This window comes from Mesorhizobium sp. M1334, from assembly GCF_040317995.1.
In the GTDB taxonomy this organism is placed as follows: Bacteria; Pseudomonadota; Alphaproteobacteria; order Rhizobiales; family Rhizobiaceae; genus Mesorhizobium.
In genome coordinates this window covers 152514-171949 of sequence record NZ_JAMYLM010000012.1, presented here as the reverse complement: position 1 = coordinate 171949, position 19436 = coordinate 152514, and the positions used below count along the sequence as shown (strand labels likewise).

General features: G+C 60.1%; 19 protein-coding genes. 3 read left to right on the top strand and 16 right to left on the bottom strand.

All coding sequences use genetic code 11. The annotated features are described in order from the left end of the window. From NKH17_RS20890 to NKH17_RS20870, 5 genes are all read right to left on the bottom strand, one after another. Positions 1–160, bottom strand: a 160-nt coding sequence (locus NKH17_RS20890; protein WP_352972167.1) for a helix-turn-helix domain-containing protein, incomplete at its 3' end; no start/stop codon positions are given. A gap of 83 nt (positions 161–243) precedes the next feature. After that, on the bottom strand, positions 244–1281 hold the full coding sequence (locus NKH17_RS20885) for a phosphatidylglycerol lysyltransferase domain-containing protein (RefSeq protein WP_352801643.1): 1038 nt from the start codon (positions 1279–1281) through the stop codon (positions 244–246). Positions 1282–1507: 226 nt separating this feature from the next. Then, on the bottom strand, positions 1508–2230 hold the full coding sequence (locus NKH17_RS20880) for a glycosyltransferase (RefSeq protein ID WP_352801645.1): 723 nt from the start codon (positions 2228–2230) through the stop codon (positions 1508–1510). 108 nt (positions 2231–2338) lie between these two features. Further along, positions 2339–3112 carry a glycosyltransferase family 2 protein gene (locus NKH17_RS20875; protein ID WP_352806713.1) on the bottom strand — a complete coding sequence of 258 codons (774 nt, stop codon included), beginning with the start codon at positions 3110–3112 and terminating at the stop codon, positions 2339–2341. 113 nt (positions 3113–3225) lie between these two features. Beyond that, complete coding sequence (locus tag NKH17_RS20870; RefSeq protein WP_352806710.1) at positions 3226–4389, bottom strand: glycosyltransferase family 4 protein; 1164 nt, start codon at positions 4387–4389, stop codon at positions 3226–3228. Positions 4390–4614: 225 nt separating this feature from the next. Between NKH17_RS20870 and NKH17_RS20865 the strand changes: the two genes are divergently transcribed. Continuing rightward, positions 4615–5595, top strand: a complete 981-nt coding sequence (locus NKH17_RS20865) for a glycosyltransferase family 2 protein (protein ID WP_352806707.1) — start codon at positions 4615–4617, stop codon at positions 5593–5595. 29 nt (positions 5596–5624) lie between these two features. On the opposite strand, the gene NKH17_RS20860 is transcribed toward NKH17_RS20865, so the two are convergent. The 11 genes from NKH17_RS20860 to NKH17_RS20810 form a co-directional block, all read right to left on the bottom strand. Continuing rightward, on the bottom strand, positions 5625–6320 hold the full coding sequence (locus tag NKH17_RS20860) for a sulfotransferase family protein (protein WP_352806704.1): 696 nt from the start codon (positions 6318–6320) through the stop codon (positions 5625–5627). A gap of 14 nt (positions 6321–6334) precedes the next feature. Then, positions 6335–7114, bottom strand: a complete 780-nt coding sequence (locus NKH17_RS20855; RefSeq protein WP_352806701.1) for a sulfotransferase domain-containing protein — start codon at positions 7112–7114, stop codon at positions 6335–6337. A gap of 301 nt (positions 7115–7415) precedes the next feature. Beyond that, positions 7416–8594, bottom strand: coding sequence for a glycosyltransferase family 9 protein (locus tag NKH17_RS20850; protein ID WP_352478893.1), 1179 nt, complete (start codon positions 8592–8594; stop codon positions 7416–7418). Beyond that, positions 8584–9768: a glycosyltransferase family 9 protein gene (locus tag NKH17_RS20845; RefSeq protein ID WP_352902280.1), complete on the bottom strand. Its 1185-nt coding sequence runs from the start codon at positions 9766–9768 to the stop codon at positions 8584–8586. Before NKH17_RS20845 ends, NKH17_RS20850 begins: the two co-directional genes overlap by 11 nt. 9 nt (positions 9769–9777) lie before the next feature. After that, a complete protein-coding gene (locus NKH17_RS20840) occupies positions 9778–10959 on the bottom strand; it encodes a glycosyltransferase family 9 protein (protein WP_352806693.1) in 1182 nt (393 codons plus the stop codon). A 6-nt stretch (positions 10960–10965) separates the two neighbouring features. Beyond that, entirely contained in the window at positions 10966–12678 is a 1713-nt protein-coding gene (locus tag NKH17_RS20835) for an ABC transporter ATP-binding protein (RefSeq protein ID WP_352806690.1), read from the bottom strand. 311 nt (positions 12679–12989) lie between these two features. After that, positions 12990–13532, bottom strand: coding sequence for a class I SAM-dependent methyltransferase (locus tag NKH17_RS20830; RefSeq protein WP_352806687.1), 543 nt, complete (start codon positions 13530–13532; stop codon positions 12990–12992). Positions 13533–13962: 430 nt separating this feature from the next. Continuing rightward, positions 13963–14148, bottom strand: a complete 186-nt coding sequence (locus tag NKH17_RS20825) for a DUF6894 family protein (RefSeq protein WP_502895589.1) — start codon at positions 14146–14148, stop codon at positions 13963–13965. 175 nt (positions 14149–14323) lie between these two features. After that, entirely contained in the window at positions 14324–14548 is a 225-nt protein-coding gene (locus NKH17_RS20820) for a hypothetical protein (protein ID WP_352736519.1), read from the bottom strand. Positions 14549–14797: 249 nt separating this feature from the next. Then, a complete protein-coding gene (locus tag NKH17_RS20815; protein ID WP_352507299.1) occupies positions 14798–14959 on the bottom strand; it encodes a hypothetical protein in 162 nt (53 codons plus the stop codon). 593 nt (positions 14960–15552) lie between these two features. After that, positions 15553–15930 (bottom strand): DUF982 domain-containing protein, encoded by a 378-nt coding sequence (locus NKH17_RS20810; protein WP_502895588.1) that lies wholly within the window; start codon positions 15928–15930, stop codon positions 15553–15555. A gap of 179 nt (positions 15931–16109) precedes the next feature. Between NKH17_RS20810 and NKH17_RS20805 the strand changes: the two genes are divergently transcribed. Together NKH17_RS20805 and NKH17_RS20800 are read left to right on the top strand one after the other, a co-directional pair. Continuing rightward, entirely contained in the window at positions 16110–17171 is a 1062-nt protein-coding gene (locus NKH17_RS20805) for a glycosyltransferase family 4 protein (protein WP_352801665.1), read from the top strand. A 48-nt stretch (positions 17172–17219) separates the two neighbouring features. Further along, the gene (locus tag NKH17_RS20800) at positions 17220–19382 is read left to right on the top strand and encodes an amylo-alpha-1,6-glucosidase (RefSeq protein ID WP_352478897.1); all 2163 of its coding nucleotides are present in this window, start codon (positions 17220–17222) and stop codon (positions 19380–19382) included. The last annotated feature ends 54 nt before the right edge of the window (positions 19383–19436 follow it).

Genomic DNA, 19436 nt, shown 5'->3' with positions numbered 1-19436 from the left:
GCTTGGGCACCAGGCTCTCGGTCTTTCGATAGTTCCTCATCAGGATCACGACGAACGAAACCGACACCCCAAAATGTGCCGCCGCCGCACGCCGCGAATGGCCGGCTTCGACATAACCGACAACGCGTTCACGTAGATCGATCGAATAGGGCTTGGGCATCGCAAATCACCTCCTACCGGAAAGTGAATCACGAACGCGGTCTCACTGGAATCCCTCTTGATTCAATCTGAGCGTCCGGCGCTCTAGACGGCCCTGATCAGCCGGAGCAAAGAAAGCGCTTCGAAAAAGGTCCCTTTGCGAAAGGCGAGATAGGTCGGTTCTTCGACACCATGGAACCGGCGCTTGAAGGCCGCCTGCCCCTGCAGGTTGAAGCGGGTGCGATTGACCCACGGCGAGTCATAGGCACGCTGGAAGGCGCGCCGCCAGAAATCGCTTTCGGCAAACCCGCTAGGTCCGATTTCGACAAGCGGCGACAGGCCGAGGGTGACCACGGAAACACCTTCGTCGCGAAAGCGGTCGACCGCGAATTTGGTCAGGCCGATCTCGGCATGCGCCGAGGCATCGATGTGCTTGCGCTTGAACGAGGTGGTGTAGCCGATGACCTTGCCGTCGCTGAACAGCGGATCGAAATCCAGCAAGGCCACGAGTTCTCCATCCGGACCGTGCAGGACGAAACGGCGCATATCGACGCCAAGGTGATCGGCAAAAGGCCTGTTGAGAAACCTCATCTCCCAGCGCTTGACGATGCGGTCGGCCCGCCAATTCTGGGAGAGCCTGGCAATCTCGTCGAGGAAGACGGTCCCATTGTCCTCCGCGAAGGAAAACCCCTTCCTCAAGAGCCAGCGTTCGGAATAACGCACTGTCTCATTACGCTTTCCGGAAAAGTCGTGGCCGGGCAGGACAAGCCTGGTGTCGACGCCGAGGCGGTTGACCTGATAGCCAAGTCCGGCAAGCACGTGCGCCGTCTGTCCGCCGATCTGCACGAACCACGGGCTGCCGGCAACCTCGATGAAACGTTCGATATAGTCGCGCCGATCGGCCGGGGCAGCCATTGGATCACCGAGCGCGAAGTGATGTCGCGTTTTGGTTCCGTAAGCGATGTAGCCCTGGGCATCGCCAAAGTAGTGAAGCCCCTTCTGCACGGCGGTCGAATAGGCAAGGGAAAAATCACCATGGCGACGGACCAGCGCCAGGCGCTCGACATGGTTCAGCTGTAGCCGCGGTATTTTAGGCCCGCGGTTTTCCAGGAAACGATCGAAGCGTCTTCGCAGTGACGACATGGTCGACTTTCGCGTGCCGGCTAGGCCGATGAAAGAGCTGACGGACCCCAACCGATCATATTGCCGCGAGCTGATCCTTATCTCAGCGCGTCATGCTTCCCCAGCCGGAACCGCCAGATTCCTAGGCGCAATCTGCCCCGGTCCCGTCCCGAGGCGGCACCACGCGTTGTTGCCGACGCCGATGCCACTTCGGAAGCGCCCAGGTCACCTGCCAAACACGATGCTCTTATCGAACTGCGCTCTGAGAAGATTCTGCCTGATCGGAAGCCAGGAACTCGTCGCGTTCTGCTATCCACAAGTCGGCATAGTCGACATTCTGCCACTCGGCAAACCACGGGCCGCCACTCGTATAGTGGACCGCCTTAGGTGTGCCGACAGCAGGCTTTTCGTTCCAGCCCTCGAGCCAATTCCACTCTACCGGCAATGAACCCAAATCTTTGTCGGCAACCCACTGCATTCGGTGAAGATAGGCGCCACTTTCCTGATTCACGACCTCTGGCGTGAGCGATCTGACCGAAGGATGCGCGCAATTGAACAGCATCAACGACGACCAGTTTTTCCGAGGATAGGATGTCTGGACCACGCCATCCATCTTGGTTGTGGCCTTCGGCGTATAGTCATGCTGGACGCAATAGACCGCCTTGTCCGAGTCCGTATATTTCAGCAGGCCTGCGACGTCACCAAGCCACAGGAAATCGCAATCACAAAACAGGGCCCAACCCGTGTAGTCGGCGAGAAAAGGCGTGAGGAAGCGCGTGTAGGTGAACTCCGTCGAGGCGAGTGGATCTTTTTCCCGCCAATACAGCCTGCGGGCACGCATCTCGTCTTGTTTGATCGGAATGACGGAGACAGGCGCCGACGCATGTTTGAGCAGCGAGTGTCGCGCGACGTCGTACGCGATCGGCTCACGGCTGTCCCATCCGATAAATACCCTAAACGCATCAGTCATATTCACTACCCTGGCTTTCGATTTTAACGGTCGTACACTAACTAGTTGGCGATGGCTCGGCAACAATTGCGATCAACCGAGCCGGTTTCTCACAGATTTGTCCTGGCCTCAGCCTTGCTTTTTTGGGTGGACCTGACCTCGCATTTCCAATGCGACACGCGCCCATTTCTGATAGGTGTAGCTGGCCGAATACGCGGCCACCATCGCACCAATGGAACCGTCCAGAAATCCCAGCCGGAAAATATAGCTGCGCACATAGGCCCAGACGGAACGCAAAACTGCCTTGCCTATCGAGCTTTTTTTGCCCTCGGCAAGCAGCTGCGCGGCGGATGCTTCTGCGTACCGGCCGATCTTGTCGTGGGCATCTGCCAGGTCGGTGATCGAGTCGTGCTCGATCGGCTGGGACAATCGCCCGACCTTTCCGTTCAACACCACTTTCTCGTGCACGGTGTCGTCGCTGAAGCGCCCGGAGCTGCGACGGAAGAGCCTGAGCACCAGATCGGGCGACCAGCCACTATGACGGACAATGTGCCCGCAAAAGCGCGATCTTCTCGGTATTTCGAAGCCGTCATAGGCTTTTGGGTCGGCGATTGCGGCCCTGATTTCCGTGCCGAGCGGCGCCTCCACCCACTCATCGGCATCCAGCGAGAGGATCCAATCCCCCGTTGCCGCGGTCAGCGCACGGTTTTTTTGCGCGCCGAAACCGGGCCAATCAAGGGTCATCAAAACCTTGGCCCCCAAGTCACCGGCAATCTCCCTGGTGCTGTCGCTGCTGTCATTGTCGAGAACGATGATTTCGTCCGCAAAATCCACCGAGCGAAGGCAGCGCGCGATGGACGCCTCCTCGTTGCGGGTGATGATAATGACCGAGAGCGCCGGCACGGTCAGAAGGTTCCGGCATCAAAGCTGCCACTGTCATTCGAATGCATCTGCAGCATCGGCTCCCGGCCCGTTAGCATATTGGGGCTGCTAACCTAATTCAACAAAGTCGAAAATCATTTCAGATCAAGGCTTTCATACAGCGCCATCATTCGCTTGATCATGACATTGAAATCATAGTGTTCGGCCGCCGCTCTCACCCGGGCTCCGGTTTCAGGTCGTGACGCCAACTGCAGCGCGTGGGCGAGCGCTGCTGCGAGGTCACTTTCGCTGGCCGCATCGCAAACGAGCGTCGGCTCGAACCGCTCGACAAGCTCGCGCGCTCCGCAGCCGATGCTTACCACGACGGGTAAGCCACTCGCCATCGCTTCGATGACCACTGTGCCGAAAGGATCATAGATGGAAGGCAGCACGGCAATATCGGCCGCGCCGTACCACGGCAGCATGTCTTTCTGCGGCCCCAGCATCTTGAGCCGTGCGCCGAGACCGAGCTTGTTACCGGCCTGCCTGAAGGCGTTGGCGCGCGAATCGTGGCCGATGACCCACAATTCCGGCTCGCCATCGAGCCTGGCGACAGCCTTCATCAGTGCAAGCAGTCCTTTTCGCGCAAAGCCCGAGCCGACAAACAGGACGACCGGCCTGTTTTCGTCGACATCGAGCTGCGCGCGGATCGCGGCCCGATGCTGTTGGCGCAGTTGCGGATTGAAGCGGTCGAGATCCACCCCGTTGGGAATATGGTGCACATTTTCGGCCGGATAATCATAGTGACGGACAATGTCCTCGGCGACCATCTTCGAAATCGCTATGACAGCTTTGAGCCGTGGGCTGGCATAGGTTGCGCGCTCGAGGCGCAGCGTCTGGCGGTGAAAGGGGCTCAGCGCCATTGCCGCCCTGCCAAGCCGCGTCTCGAAACGCCGCCGTTCGGCAAGATAGGCGGCATGAACGCCCTCCCCGGCCCGGAAAACATCGCAGCACGGGAGGCGATCGTTGCTCTGCACCAGCGCCGGTGGCATCTCGGCGATCTTGCGGCAGGCGGCTTGAGCAAAGGACGCCGCCCGCAGCGAACGCGGAAAGCGGCGGCCGGCGCAATGGATGAATTCTATGCCTTGATAGCGCGGCCAGTCGCCGGAGAGCACGGCCACCGACCGCTGACGCGCGGCAAATGCAGCCATGATGTGTTCCAGCATGATCTCGCCGCCGCCAAAGGGCGCATAACGCTGGCGCACGAACAGGATCGGCCTGTCGAATTGATTTTCGATGCCACGAATGCCGGCATGCATTGGGTCAGGGCTCCGGCCTTGTTGCCATCTGACGATGTCTATAGAGGCCAGCGCGCATCGGCAACAGTTGGAAAGCTCACTCGCGGAACTCAGAACAGGCCTGTGTCCATTGTCCGCGACTGCTTGCGATTTGCCTGACGGTGCTGCATGTAGAAATTAACTGCAAACAGCGGATCAGCGCCAGCTCCAGCCGGGTAGTGACCGCTATGAGGGGGAATCGACGGCTTGAGCAAAGCAACCTGGCCCGCCATTGTCCGCCGGACGATTACCGACACCGCCATATATCGGCTGAGACGCACCTTCGGAAGGCGGGCAGAAGTGTCATCGCTGCGGCCGATAACGCCCCTCAAAGTGAATGACCTGCCTTTGATCCTCGTCATCCGCAACGAGGCGGACAGGCTACGCCCGTTCCTGAAGCACTATCGCGAGCTCGGCGTCACTAGATTCGCCGTCCTCGATGATCGCTCGACCGACGGAACAGCTGAGCTTCTGGCCGAGCAGCCAGATGTCGATCTATTCAGCTCGCCGCTCACCTATTCTCAGTCGGACCTGGGAAACCTTTGGCGGCAGCGTCTTGTGCAGATTTATGGTCAGCCTCGCTGGTATCTGACCGTCGATGCGGACGAATATCTTGTCTATGACGGCATGGATCAGAATCCGCTCGGCGCGATGGCCGCCTGGCTCAAGCGGCGCGGAATGACACGCCTGCTGGCGCCGATGATCGACATGTATCCGAGCGGAAACATCTGGGACGTACCCTTCGATCCCATCGTGCCGCCATGGCAGGTTGCGGACCATTTCGACGGCAGCGGCTATGAGGTGACGAGGAGCCCTCGGCATCTCAAGATCACAGGCGGCCCGAGGACCCGGCTTTTCGCCAGGCAGCACAAGTTGACCAAGTTTCCTCTGATATATGTTGATCGCCAGACGATTTTTACGTCGATTCACGCACCGCTGCCCTACTGGCGAAACTATATAAAGGGATTGGCCGGCCTGCTTCATTTCAAGTTCTTCGCCGATTTCAACGACAAGGCGCAGGTCGCGGTGGCGGAAGGTCAGTATTGGAACGGCGCTTCCAAATATCGCCAGTATCATGAGGTATCGAGCAGTAAAGCCGCTCTCAGCGCGATGAGCGAACAGTCAATGCTGTACGAAGGCGCTCACAGCCTATTCCAAACGGGTTTGATCGACAAAATTGATTGGTAGACGGCACTCCAGCAGATGCCGAACCAACATCATGCATAACCGAACGCTTTCATGAGCTGGGCACCTCGTCCTTGTACCAGGTCCTGTAACTCGGCGTTTCCAAGTTCGGAGCGCCATCTCCCGCTCCCGTCATAGATTGGCTGATTGACCTGTTGGTTCCGGAGCACCTCGTGTGGCGTCTCGACGCTGGCGTCGGTCGGCTTGAACCATTGCTGCGGGTTCTTGTGGTAGTCGAGGAGATCCGGGCTGAAGGTCACATCAAGAAAGCCGCATATCTGCTCGACGACTTTGGCCGGATTCTCGACCAGATCCTCATAGCGATAGATCAGCACATCCGGCTTTCCCTGTTCCGCGAGAACCAGCGCATTATCGTTGATCCAGCGGTCGAGAGCCTCCTTTGGGTCGTCAAGTCGTTTGGTCAGCGACGCCACGACGTCGCGCCCATCTCGCACCGGCATGATGAAACGCGCGCCGGGTACGAGCCGGCGGATGCGGGCCACACGGCGGATATGCCGCGGTGTCTTTTCAAGCAGCACGTTCTTTCCAGCCTCGCGCGCCGCCCGCTTCAGTTTCCAGAAGCGGAACACGGCCAGTGGCGTCCACTTGAAGAAAATGTTGGTTTCCTGGAGCGGCAGGTAGACGTCAGGATGCGACGCAAGGATCGTTGCAATCAACGTCGTCCCGCTATGGCCGCAGCCGCAAATGAATCCGGTCCGCATCACCATGTCGGCAATGCCCCCTAACCCAAGGCGACCCGGGCGCGGTTATCGACGCGAGCATAGCACAAGCCGTTCGTGCTAAAGACCTTGTCCAGCTTCTCCCAATATTCGAACTTGGCCAACTGCTCGTTACAATAGGCCACGTCGTTCTCGGAAAGATATTCGCCGTAACCGCCTATCTTACCTTTGCGCACCTTGAAGCTTTCGGGATCATTCGCATCGCGCGGCTGTAATATCTTGCCGTATCGATCGGACAGATCACCGGTCGATTCACTCACTTTCATCTTGTCGAAGGTTCGGTTGTTCGCCACGTCGACAAGCGTCTGATCGTCAGCCTGCTGGTTCAGGAATCTAAGGATCGCGCGAAGGACACCGGCCGTATCCCGATGCATATCTTCATATTGAAGATACCGGATTTCGCGCATCCGGGGCATGGCTGCGAACCATTGCAGATTGAACCTGATGATCTTTTCAATCCCATGATTGTCGCTTCTGATAAAATCACTGAACGATCCGGCTGGAAGCATGTGGCGCTTCTGAACCTGAAAGTACCCTGAGACCACCGTATCTCTTGGGTCGCGAACAAGCATTATTGTTCTTCTCTTCTTGTATCGAGATTTATTCTCCTTGAGGCTCGATTTTGGTCGAAGTAACTTGTGGTCGGTTCCGTCGTGAATGTATTGAACTTCAACCCCGAGATCGTCCAGCATGACACGCAGCCACGTGCGCCCTGATTTTGGAAAGGATACGATAAGAGGAAGAGCCGGCGCTTTGGCCTGGAAAAATTTTAGAAAGGACATGGGGGAGACCTCCTTTAGATTATCAGAGCTGGCGCCCGAACCGCTGCCGGCCAGACCAACCCCATTACTGGGCGCCTAAGCCTACGGCTGATTCGAACACAAGGCAGAAATGCCGGCAAGAATTGCGATCCTCTGCGGGGCGAATTGGCCTTTACTATATCCCGGTTCGGAATGCCTTATGTTTTTTGGCCTGTTGCGACGAGTGTTCGACACGGGCGCTCCATTCAGCGATCCGTCGGCCGAACGCTTAATGCGGATCGCGTCGATGCGTATTCAGTGACGCGCTTTCGGACGACATGCACTAGCCACTCACTTTTGTGATCCATGGCGCCAGGATGGCCTCGGCCTCGCTCATCACCACGGACCAGGGGCGTTCCCGTTTCGAGACCAGCACGGCCGATGGATAGTAGGGCGTGCGGTCGCCCTCGACCGGCCAGGACCGCTTGAAGCCGTCGCCCAGAATGAAAACCGAGGGGATGCCGAGCGCGCCGGCCAGATGCGCTCCGGTATTGCTGATGGTCACCACGGCGTCCATCGCGGCAACCTGCGCGGCGAAAAGGTCCATGTCGACGAGCTGATCCACCGATCTGTCATGAAGAATGCGCTCCGGCTCACCGTTGGTCAGAACTTTCAGGTCGGTGTCGATCTGACCGTATTGCAGCGAGACGAACCGGAGGTCCGGTCGGCCGATCAGGTTACACCAGGCGGACAACGGCGGCAGGTCCTTGCCGGGATTGGAGCTGCCCCATGCGATACCGACCAGCGGTCGTCCTTCCTTCCGGTAGCGGGCGCGAAGTTCAGCGACCCGGGCCGGATCCGGCTTAAGGGGCACGAAATGCTCGCGGATCGTCGCCTCGTCGGTTTCGAAAACGGCAGTCAGATGCTGGACGCCGGCGAAGGCCTGCGCCTCGGCATAGACGGCCTTGCCGCCAGCGCCGACCGGCCGCACATCGGCAGTCGGAAAAGTGCGCTGAAAGAGCGGTACCAGGCGGCGCTCGACGAGGACGATCGAACGGGCGGCGCGCGCCAGGGCACAGCCGACGGAGCTCGCATGATGGATCGCGGTGGCCAGACCCTGCTTTTCGGTTTCCATCAGATCGATCAGCAGTGTCTGGCCAGAAATATCCTGGCCCAGCCACTCGCCATCGACGCGGCCGTTGACGATGTGGCGTCGTGCAATCCTGAGTTCGGCGGCTGCGCCATAGGCGCCCATCCGCATCAGCGCCTTGCTGAGCTCGTCGATCAGGTGGACCTCGCCCCTCGACTTCGCAATGGATCCAAGAGCCAGGGCTTTCGGCAGTGCCGCCGGCCAATCGCGGGACTCGACGCTTCGCCGATAATCCGCCATCTGATCGGCAATGTCGCCGTCACGCCAGCGAAGGAAGAGCTGCCGCCGGTGACGTCGGAACCAGACCTTGTATTTGTAGCCTGCAAGCGCGACAGCGCGGCGCAACCGGCCGAGAAGTAGGCTACCTTCCATCGCCAGCTCCGCCGATGATCTGCATGACGCGTCCGCCTGCTTCCTGCACTGCCGACGCCCAGGCTCGGCCGCCTTTTCGGACCAGTCGAACGCTCGGATATGCGGCGACGGTCTCGCCGAAGGCAGGCCAGGACAGTCGAAACCCGTCGTCGAGCATGACAATCGTCGGCACGCCGAGCGCTCCCGCCAGGTTGGCACCGGTATTGCTGATCGTCACCACTGCGTCGAGCGCCGCGATTTGGGCGGCAAAGCGGTCCATGTCCGTCAACTGATCGACGGAAGCGTCATGGATGATGCGGCCCGGCGCCTGGCGCTCGAACTCGGAGAGGGCCGGCCCGACATCGCCATATTGCAAGCTGACGAGGCGCCCCGGCAGGCTGGCGAACAGCGTCCGCCAGTCGTCCAGGGCCGGCAGATCCTTGCTCTTGTTGAGGCTTCCCCAGGCAAATCCGATCAGGGGACCTGGGCCGCCATCGAGATAGGTGCCGCGCAGCTCGGCAACCAGTCGGCGGTCCGGCTCCAGCGGAACGAAGGGCGCGCGTGCCGCCGGGTCGTCCGGCCAGAAATGCTTTGCGAGTGTCTCGAAACCGGCAACGACGTCGTCGTCCACCGCCGCCATGTCCTCTTCCCCTTCAATCCTGACATCGAGCGCAGGATATGTTCTGCGATAAAGCGGTGCCAGTCGCGGCTCGACGAAGACGATGCATCGACCGGCAGCCGCGACGACTGGACCAAGCAGCGACGCGAACTGGAAAAAGATTGCCAGGTCGCCTTCGCGACGATCGACGAGAAGCGTGCGACCCGCAAGATCACTGCCATCCCAATCGGGTCTGCCGCGCTGCTTGCTCGCCGCCATCAACTGCCAGATGCGATTTCCTCCGTCGAGACGCCTCAGTCCGCGCCCCGCTTTCTTGATCAGGCCGAGATCGCCAAGCTGCTCACCAAGCGCGCCAAGCGCCAGTGCATGGTCGCGAGCAGTTTGCCAGTCACCACGCTGCACGCTTTCCTCCATCAGCCTCATATGCCTTTCGGCACTTTCGTCGGCGTGGCGCGAGGGACGTCTAAGAAGTTCCTTTGCCCGCTCGAGAACCTTCTGCAGCCGCTTGCCGACGGCGCCCTGCGGGCGCAGATCGGCGGTTTTTGCTTTCTGAAGGATGGTTCGTCTGTTCTGCACGGCGATGTTCTATCGTCCTCGGGGAGCGTCGGAAAGCGTCGTCAGGATCGATGAGAGCCGCCGGCCGGCCTCGTCGAGCACCAGCGACCAAGGGCGCCCCTCCTTGCGAATGACAATGCCCTTCGGATACCAGGGTGTCCGGTCGCCGGTCACCGGCCATGCCGTCTGAAAATTATCGTCGATCAGGAAAACAGTCGGCACGCCAAGGGCTCCGGCAAGATGGGCTGCCGTATTGCTGATCGTCACGACAGCATCGAGTGCGGCGACCTGTGCCGCGAAACCGTCCATGTCGACCATCTGGTCGACGCCGTCGTCAAAGATCAGACGCGCGTCATTGCCGTTGCGAAGGCGCCGCAACGCCGGCTTGATCTGTCCGTACTGGAGCGAAACGAAGGTCGCTTGTGTCTGGGCGATGAACCGTGCCCATTCAGGAAAATCAGGCACGTCCTTGGTGTGGGATTTGCTGCCCCAGGAGAGGCCGACCAGCGGCAGATCCGTCATCGAGCGATAGCGCTTACGGAATGTCTCGACGTGTTCAGGATCTGCCCGCAGCGGCACAAAGTCGGCAGCAAGCTTTTCGGCATCGCGTCCGAACACCCAGGCGAGATCTTCGAAAGTCGCACGTTTGTTGGCGACCACATCCCGCTGCGCCGGGACCACGGTCGTCTTCGGGAACGTTCGCTGCAGAATTGGTACCAGGCGCGGCTCGACCCGGATTGTTGCGCTTTGCGCATAGGCAGCGGCAGCGCCGGCCAGTCGCGCGTGGCGGATAACCCGGCCAAGGCTGCGCGGGTCATCCTCCACAAGGTCGATCAGCAGTGTATCCGATCCGAGATTCTCGCCGGTCCACTCGTTCGCGCTTTTCCCTTTCCGCAGCCGGCGAGCGGAAAGCCGAAGCTCAGCTGCCCGCGCAAAGTTGCCAAGCCGTTCGAATGCCTGGCCCGCCTTCTGCATCAGCTCCGGGTCGCGATTATGATCGGCCGCGACAGCTATCTCATTGGTACCGGCTTCAAGGCCTTTCCAGTCCCTGCGAACGATCAGGGCCTCAACCTTGGCTTGCAGCTCAAGAATGGACTGCGGCTGCTTGGGACCCGAAAACAACCTGCGCACCGCCTTTTTGTACCGGCGCACCTGAAGGCCCAGTCCACCAATCACATACCGGACATAGGAACCGTGATAAAAGCTGGTCATCGGCCTTCAGCGCAATACGCTCTGCCGCAGCTTTTTGCCGCTTTCGACCATCGGATCGGGCGTCTCCAGGTGGAATATCGAACGATATATCTCGCTGTGCTTGGCAAGCTGGTCATGCGTTCCAGCATCGACAAGCTGTCCGGCGTCAAACACGAGAATACGATCGGCCGCCTTGATTGTAGACAGCCTGTGGGCAATGCAGATCACTGTGCGCTGAAATGTGTTGTCGAAGGCTGCCTCCATGACTGCCCGTTCGTTTTCACCGTCAAGCGCCGATGTCGCTTCATCATAGACGATTACCGCAGCGTTCTTGAGCAGGGCGCGTGCGATGGCGACGCGCTGTTTCTGCCCGCCCGACAGATTGGTGCCGCTCGGCCCGACAAGCGTGTCGAGCCCGTTTTCGAGCGCCGAAGCAAAGCTGGTGACCCGAGCGAGGTTCGCAGCGGACTCGATTTCCTGATCCGTGGCGTTCGGGCGGCCGTCGCGAATGTTGTCGCGGATCGAGCCTTCGAACAGGAAGACGTCCTGTGACACCAGTGCGATATTGTCGCGAACGTCGGCCAGGCTGATCTTCGAAATGTCCTTTCCGTCGATCAGGATCCTGCCCTTGTCCGGCTCCATCAGGCGCAGGATCAGATTGACGATGGTGGTCTTGCCGGCGCCGGAGCGGCCGACGATCGCCAGCTTCTCACGAGGTCGCACGTCGAAGGAAACACCCTCGAGCGCGGGGCTGTTGCCGTCATAGGAAAAGGCCACATCTTCAAACCGGATACCACCATCGACGTCGGCCAGGCGCTCGCCCGCGATTGCGAGGCGCCGCTGCTCGGGCGTGTCGATCAAATCATACATCTGCTCGACGGCGACCATTTGCTTCTGGATGTCGACATTGACCCGGGCCAACCGCTTGGCAGGCTCATAGGCAAGCAGGAACGCGGTAATGAAGGCCATGAATTCGCCGGGCGTCTTGCCGTTGCCGAGGGTCTGCCAGCTGGCGTACATAACGAAAAGCCCGATGATCACGCCGCCGCCGGTCTCCATCAATGGGCTCATCAATGCTGACGTCCGGTTGATCTGGATGCCACGTCTTTCCATCTTGCGGACGGCCTTTGCAAAGCTGGCAACCGCCTTGTCCTCGAGCTGGAAGGATTTGATGGTGCGGATGCCTTCGACGGCTTCCGTGCCGATCGACTGGACCTGTGCGGCCAATTCCGTCTCGCCCCTCGCCAGCGCCTTGAGCTTCCTGGTTATCGCGCCGACCGACAGGAACAGCATCGGCAGAACCGCCACGGATATCAGCGACATTACCGGGTCCTGCTTGACCATGACGCTGGCCAAGGCAATCAGGGTCAGCAGATCAGAGACGGCGCTGCTCGTGAGGGTGAGAATAACGGTCGCCCCGGCGCGCGCGTTGAACATGATCTTGGAGACAAATTTTGCCGGATGCTGGTTCGCGAAACGGCTGATCTCGAAATACAGCATTCGGGAAAATTGACGGTTTTGAAGGTCTGAAACGATAGCCCGGCGAATCTTCCCCGTGGTGATGGTCTGGCAGTAGGCAGCTATGCCCTTGACCAGGAAAATGCCGATGATGACGACGCTGATACCCGATACAGCGGCAGCGTCTCGCTCGACATAGATGGTGTTGATCATGACTTTCATGATCCAGGCCGCTGCCCCGGTCGCCGCAGCAGCAGCGATCGAGCACAGCAAACCTGTCACATACAGCATCTTGTGCGGCGGCAGATTTTCGCCAATCAGACGCTTGATCAGCGGATATGCTGGGCCCGTTGACACTCGTTTCTTTGCAATCATCTCGTCGCCGCCCGTTGCGATCCCGTCCGGTCTTTGTGTTGTCTTGAAGCGCGAAACGGTTTCGATCACCTGTCTGTGGCTTCGTTCCCGACCGCAGTCAATGCCGAACCGGATCCTTGCACGTCATCGGCTTACGACCGTCGGTTCCTTGCATACGAGCATAGCGGACCCAGCCACGCGGCTCTTGCGCCATTCGCCGTCGGCCGCGCTCTGCCCGGTCAGTGTTTCGCGAGGACCATGAGATGGCTTCCAAGAGGCGAGGTGTGATTGCTTTTGATTGAAAAGCCCACATCCGAAAGCACCGCGATCATCTCTCTATCCTTGCCAGGAGGAACGCGGGCAACGATCGTTTGAGCACGCCTGGCGATATCGCACAGCACGCGTCGCGCCTTGTCCGCGCCGAGGCTCCACTGCATGTGATGGTAGACCGCCAGCAGCATGACGATGTCATACTGCGGTTGGAGAACATTTTGCAGCTTCCGGCTGCCAAGATCGAGACAATCGAACCGGCTTTGAACCGGACAACCCAGGAAGATCATCCTGGCCGTCTCGATATGCGGCTTGAGAATGTCGATCCCATGGATCGAAGTCGGTCCTAGCTTGGATATCTCATAGGCGACAACACCCATGTTGCAGCCAACATCGAGAATGGACTTCCCGGCGTAGTCGACCTCTGCTGAGAACAGGCCGTCCAGTCGGTCGTCCCACGTTCCCTTGAATCTCTTTTGCTTATTTGACCACCACAAATCATTGTTCTCCAAAAGCGGCGCCGGACTGGTTTCCTTGACGGAGGACGACTGTGCGCTGGGCCTTGGCCCCGGACCAGTTGCTGGCGCGCAAACGACACTGTCCAGAACGTCCTGTAAACGTAACCGCGGGAGAAAGGAACTCCCGATCACAGCATCCTGCGAAGACGTTTCGGGAAGTTGACGAACACCAGCCCGACAGATCGACACATCGGTTGGAAACCGCAATGTCGCTTGGCGCCCCCTACCCGGGCCCTGCCCTCGAGTTCCTGAAACGTACGCCCTTTCGGCAAGGCAAGCCATGTTTGTTCTTGCTTTGTGCCGGCAGCTATGCTACTAATTTGCCTATGGTGCTGATTTGCACCAACGACCGTCTTGCCGCGAGATGCGGTTTTTCAGCCAGGCTCGATCAAAGCTCGCCCGCATTGCCGGGCTTTTTGGCCAATTAAGGTCGAGCGCCAGCCTTTTCGGCAGCTTCCGAGAAGGGAAATCGGAAAAGCAGCTTCCGGTTCTCGTCGCAGATTTCGAAGGAAAGGCCTGTCAGGACTGGGCTGCCGCTGAGCAGACCCTCGACCAGGATTTCCTTGGCCGAAGCCATGGCGTTGTCCTGGGCGGCAGACAGGCCATCCAACTCCCTTCGAAATTTTCCGTCAAACGGCCGTCATTGTTTCGGAAATGAAAAAATATCTCGCATGCCTGCTCCGGCTGGTTGGTTATGTCGTCGCGAGCGGTCTCAGAAACAGCGTTGGATTCGTACAGGACAGCACTGTACGATTTTGACATCGGGATTCATGGCATTCAGGCCTTCATGCGTCAGGTCGATCGAACAGCACCCCCAGCCCATGCTCGAACGCACATGCCGCAATCATGTCGTCCAGGGCTTTTCCGGAGACCGGGCAATTCGGCATGACAGCCGTGATCGCCATCTCAGCCGCTGCGGTGGAAACCTCATCGTGGCGCCTCTTCCTGGTCTCGATATATTGCTCGATCAGAATTTTCAGGCGCCGCGCTGCAATCTCGTCAACGACCATCGTTCTCCCTCGATTCGGCACAATGTCCGTCTTCCGGGTGAAAGGTCCGCTGCCATTGGGTAGCAGCGGACCACTCGGCTGGGTGACCCGATAGCCCGAGGCGGGGGTCTCGGACCGTCACACAATAGCTTCGAGAGGCCACTCGTTCCACAGAACGCTGCCGTTGGTAATATTCGTACACTGAACATTGCCGCAGGCAGTCCGCGACTGTGCGATTTTTCGGCTAAGCTGCCGTCGCCGGATACCGGATCAGCTCCGGCTTTGATAGCTGTAGATGCCTGCGCCGATAGCGACCGCTCCTACGGTGATCAGAATCGATGGCACCCCCATCAACGTCGCGACGATCCCCCAGACGATGGCGACGGCGATTGCGCCGGCAGTCCCCAGGACCAATCTAAGCCGTTTCGACATTATCCATTCCCCCAAAAGTGCATCTCTGGCCTTTTCCGGTCGAAATACCGCAATGCGGCACCATTGTCTGCCCTTCGTCCAACTTTCTATGCCGCCCCTGAGCACGACCGCTGAGGCGTAAGCGCTCCGTATGCGGCCCTGTTGCAAACACCCACTCGACAGCGGGGAAGCTTTGGGCGCTAGCCCGAGAAGCGAGGCGTCAGAAAGCGAGATATCTATGCAAAATTTTCGGAATTTACTCCGGTTCTCGATCATGGCGGTGGCGGCCACGACAACCGCAACCAGCGGAACAGGCGGTACCAGCGGCGGTGGCCACTCTACTTGACCATGCCGGCGACCTGGCGGCCGCCAACGGCAATCAATCCCTCATAACAACGGGAGTAGTAGCTTGACGCTCCAACCGAAATCGGCGACCGCGCCCCTCACCGGCCTCGCAGGATTGCTTGGTCTTGCGCTGGCTGTCGCGATGCTCGTCGACAGAAGCTGGCCTGTGCATTTGCAGGCCATGAACGCGTCTGTTCGCAAAGCGCATCGGTCGCCGATCGAGCGCTCCGGCTGAATGCCGTGCTCTGACGATCAGCGGCAGTTGGCGCCTATCGCCTCAACGCGTGATCGCGATGCCGATCCTCGCCGCTCATCGGCAACGGCCGATCGCCCTCGAGCAGGCGGGTGATCCGTGCGAAGCCGGTAAAAGCCTTTCGCGCTTCCTCGGCCGACATCCGGCCGGCCATGGCCGCAGCGCAGCAATTCACGGCGCACTGGTAAACCGGCCCGCGCCGCCCGGCCGGCCATTTTCGCAAGAATGCCATTGCTTCGGCAACGCTGTCGATCTCCTCCACGGGCTGTCCCTGTCCGCGCAAAATCCGCACGGGTGAAAAGAATTGCAAGCGGTCCATCATTTCCTCCCCGTCGACCGGATGCGTGCGATCGAACCCCACTAAACTCGCGAACCGGGCTTTGGTTCCCGGCAAAGAGGGCTTGGCTTGGAAAATGTTGGCGGACCAGACGAGCAGCGGTGGAAACGCCCCGCAGCCCCTATCGGATGACATCTTGCCCCAATTGGATGACATCTTGCTATGGTACGGGAACGTTAGCGCGGCTGATGCATTTCGATGCCACGAGCAGTCTTTTTTGAGGGAAATGCCAAGACATGAGAATAGCCCATGTGGCGCCGCTCCATGAATCCGTGCCACCCCGGTTCTATGGAGGGACGGAGCGCATCGTCTCCTATCTGACCGAAGGATTGGTCGAGCTTGGCCATGACGTGACCCTGTTCGCCAGCGGCGATACCAAGACCTCGGCAAAATTGGTGGCGTGTCGCGAGCGCGCGCTCCGTCTCGATCCGCGCCCGCACAAATCCGAAACCGCGGCGCATCTCGCGATGCTCGCCGAGGTGAGGAACCGGGCGCAACAGTTCGACATCATCCATTTCCATCTCAGCCACTTCCTGCATTTTCCTTTCTTCGAACACATGCCTGACCGGACGGTGACGACACCGCATGGCAGGCTCGACTATGTCGACCTGGCCCCGGCCTACGAACGTTTTCCGCGCTTTCCGATGATCTCGATTTCGCGCAGCCAGAGAACCGGGCTACCCATGGCCAATTGGCTGGCGACCATCCATCACGGGCTGCCGATCAATATCTACGAGCCGACTTTCGAGACGGATGCGGACGAGCCGTATCTGGCCTTTCTGGGCCGGCTGTCGCGCGACAAGCGCCCGGACCGTGCCATTGAGATCGCCTTGCGCTCCGGGTTGAAACTGAAGGTTGCGGCAAAGATCGGCGACGACGACCGCGCTTTTTTCCACGGCACGGTCGAGCCGCTGATCGACGGCGACCGTGTCGACTACATCGGCGAGATCGAAGAGGACAGAAAAGCGGAATTCCTCGGCAAGGCGGCCGGCCTGCTGTTTCCGATCGATTGGCCGGAGCCGTTCGGTCTTGCCGCGATAGAGGCTATGGCCTGCGGCACGCCGGTGATCGCCTGGAAATGCGGTGCCCTGCCGGAGATCATCGACCACGGCGTCACCGGTTTCCTTGTCGATTCAGTCGATGCTGCTGTCGCCTCGATACCGGAATTGCTGCGCCTCGACAGGCGACAGGTGAGAGCCGTATTCGAAAACCGTTTTTCTGCCACGAGAATGGCCCACGACTATGTGACTGCCTATGCGCGCCTGATCGGCACTCCCGGTGAAGCGAGAGCGTCCTGATCGGCGTCATTGTGGACGTTGGAAACGAAACGACAGAGCTTGTGACGTATGAATCAACTCGACGAGCGTAAGCTTGATCCCGCTGTAGCCCTTGCCTCGCTCGACGAGGTTGCGCCCCGGGAGCCGCACCGACTGTTCGCCCTCAAGCAAGGCGACTGCTTCGCGGTGGCCGACGCTTATGGCGACATCCGCGGCGCCGGCGACGGCTTTTTCCGAGACGACACGCGTGTGCTTTCGGAATTCCGGCTGACGATCGGTGGCCGGCAAATGTCGCTGCTGGGCGCATCGCTCAGCCAGGACAATGTGCTTTTCACCTCGAACCTGACCAATCTGCCGATCCAGAGTGTCGGTGGCCGCGACATTCCGCAGGGGGCGATCCACATAGAACGCGTCAGGCTGCTTTGGCAGGACCGGCTATTCGAGCGCATCACCCTTTCGAACTACAGCCAGGAATCGTCGGCCATTCGGGTTTCCTTGCATTTCGCAGCAGATTTCCGCGACATGTTCGAGGTGCGCGGTTCGACCCGGCTCAAGCGCGGAATAGCCCACGCCGCCGAGACCAGTCCGACATCCGTGGTGCTTCGATATGACGGGCTGGACCAGCTCGTACGCCTGTCGGCGATCTCGTTCTCGCAGGCGCCGGACAATTTGACCGCCAGCCGTGCGGATTTCTTGGTTGCGGTGACGAAGCGCAGCAGCGAGGTCCTCTATATCGAGGTCGGCCCGGAGGTGGCGGAGACACCCGACCGCGACCGTTTTCGGGCTGCCGCCGCCCGCGCTCGCTTCGGCATGCGCGCCAAACGCCGCCACGGTGCGACGGTGCACAGCTCCGGCCGCGTCTTCAACGACTGGATCGAACGCGCGCGCGCGGACGTGGCGTTGCTGACCACCGAGCTTGCGACCGGACCTTACCCCTATGCCGGCATACCCTGGTTCTCGACGGCGTTTGGCCGTGACGGGGTGATCTCCGCACTGCAGATGCTGTGGTTGAATCCTGGGCTGGCGCGCGGCGTACTCGCCTTTCTCGCCCAGCATCAGGCAACCGAAACGTCGCCGTTCAGCGATTCGCAACCGGGCAAGATCATGCACGAGACCCGCAAGGGCGAGATGGCGGCGCTGCGGGAGCTCCCGTTCGGCCGCTATTACGGCGGTGTCGATACCACGCCGCTCTACATTCATCTCGCTTGCGCCTATGCGGATCGTACCGGCGACATGGCGTTCGTCGACAGCCTGTGGCCATCGCTCTGTGCAGCGGCCGAATGGACGGAGGAGACAAGCCGCGCGACCGGCTTCGTTACCTACCAGCGCGGCGCCGAGACCGGCCTCGCCAACCAGGGCTGGAAGGACAGTTTCGATTCCGTCTTCCATGCCGATGGCCGCATGCCCAAGGGGCCGATCGCCCTGGTCGAGGTGCAAGGCTACGTCTTTGCTGCGTTCCGTGGGCTGGCAGCGCTCGCCCGCCGCCGCGGCGAGGACGACAAGGCCGATCATTGGGAGGAACGCGCCGAAACCATGCGCGCCGCGGTGGAACGCCATTTCTGGATGGACGATCTCAATTTCTATGCACTAGCGATCGATGGTGCAGGCGAGCTCTGCAAGGTACGGACGTCGAATGCCGGCCATCTTCTCTATGTCGGGCTGCCCGAGCCGGAACGGGCGCAGATGGTCGCCGATCAGCTGCTCTCCGCGTCGTTCCACTCTGGTTGGGGAGTGAGGACGCTGGCCGACGATGCGATATTCTTCAATCCCATGTCCTACCACAATGGTTCGATCTGGCCGCACGACACCGCCATGTGCGGTGCCGGCCTGGCACGTTACGGCGTGCGCGACAGCGTGGTCCGGCTGATGAGCGGCACGTTCGAATCGGCTGTCCATTTCAACATGCGGCTGCCGGAACTGTTCTGCGGCTTTACCCGGTCGCCGGGCGAAGCGCCGATCGCCTATCCCGTCGCGTGCCTGCCGCAGGCCTGGTCGGCGGGATCGGCCTTCATGCTGATGCAGGCCTGCCTTGGCCTCGAAATCGACGGCTGGAAGAGCGAAATCCGGGTCACCCGCCCAAGGCTGCCGATCGGCATCGACACGCTGACATTGCGGCATCTGGGTGTCGGCTCGACGGTGGTCGACCTCACATTCCAGCGTGTCGGCGACCGGGTCGTCGCCTTTCTCGCCGATCGGTATGAGGGGATGGTGCCGCTCATCGTGCGCACTTGATACCCGCCGCGCTGCGGCGCATCGAAATGACGCCCGGCATTACAATCGTCCGGA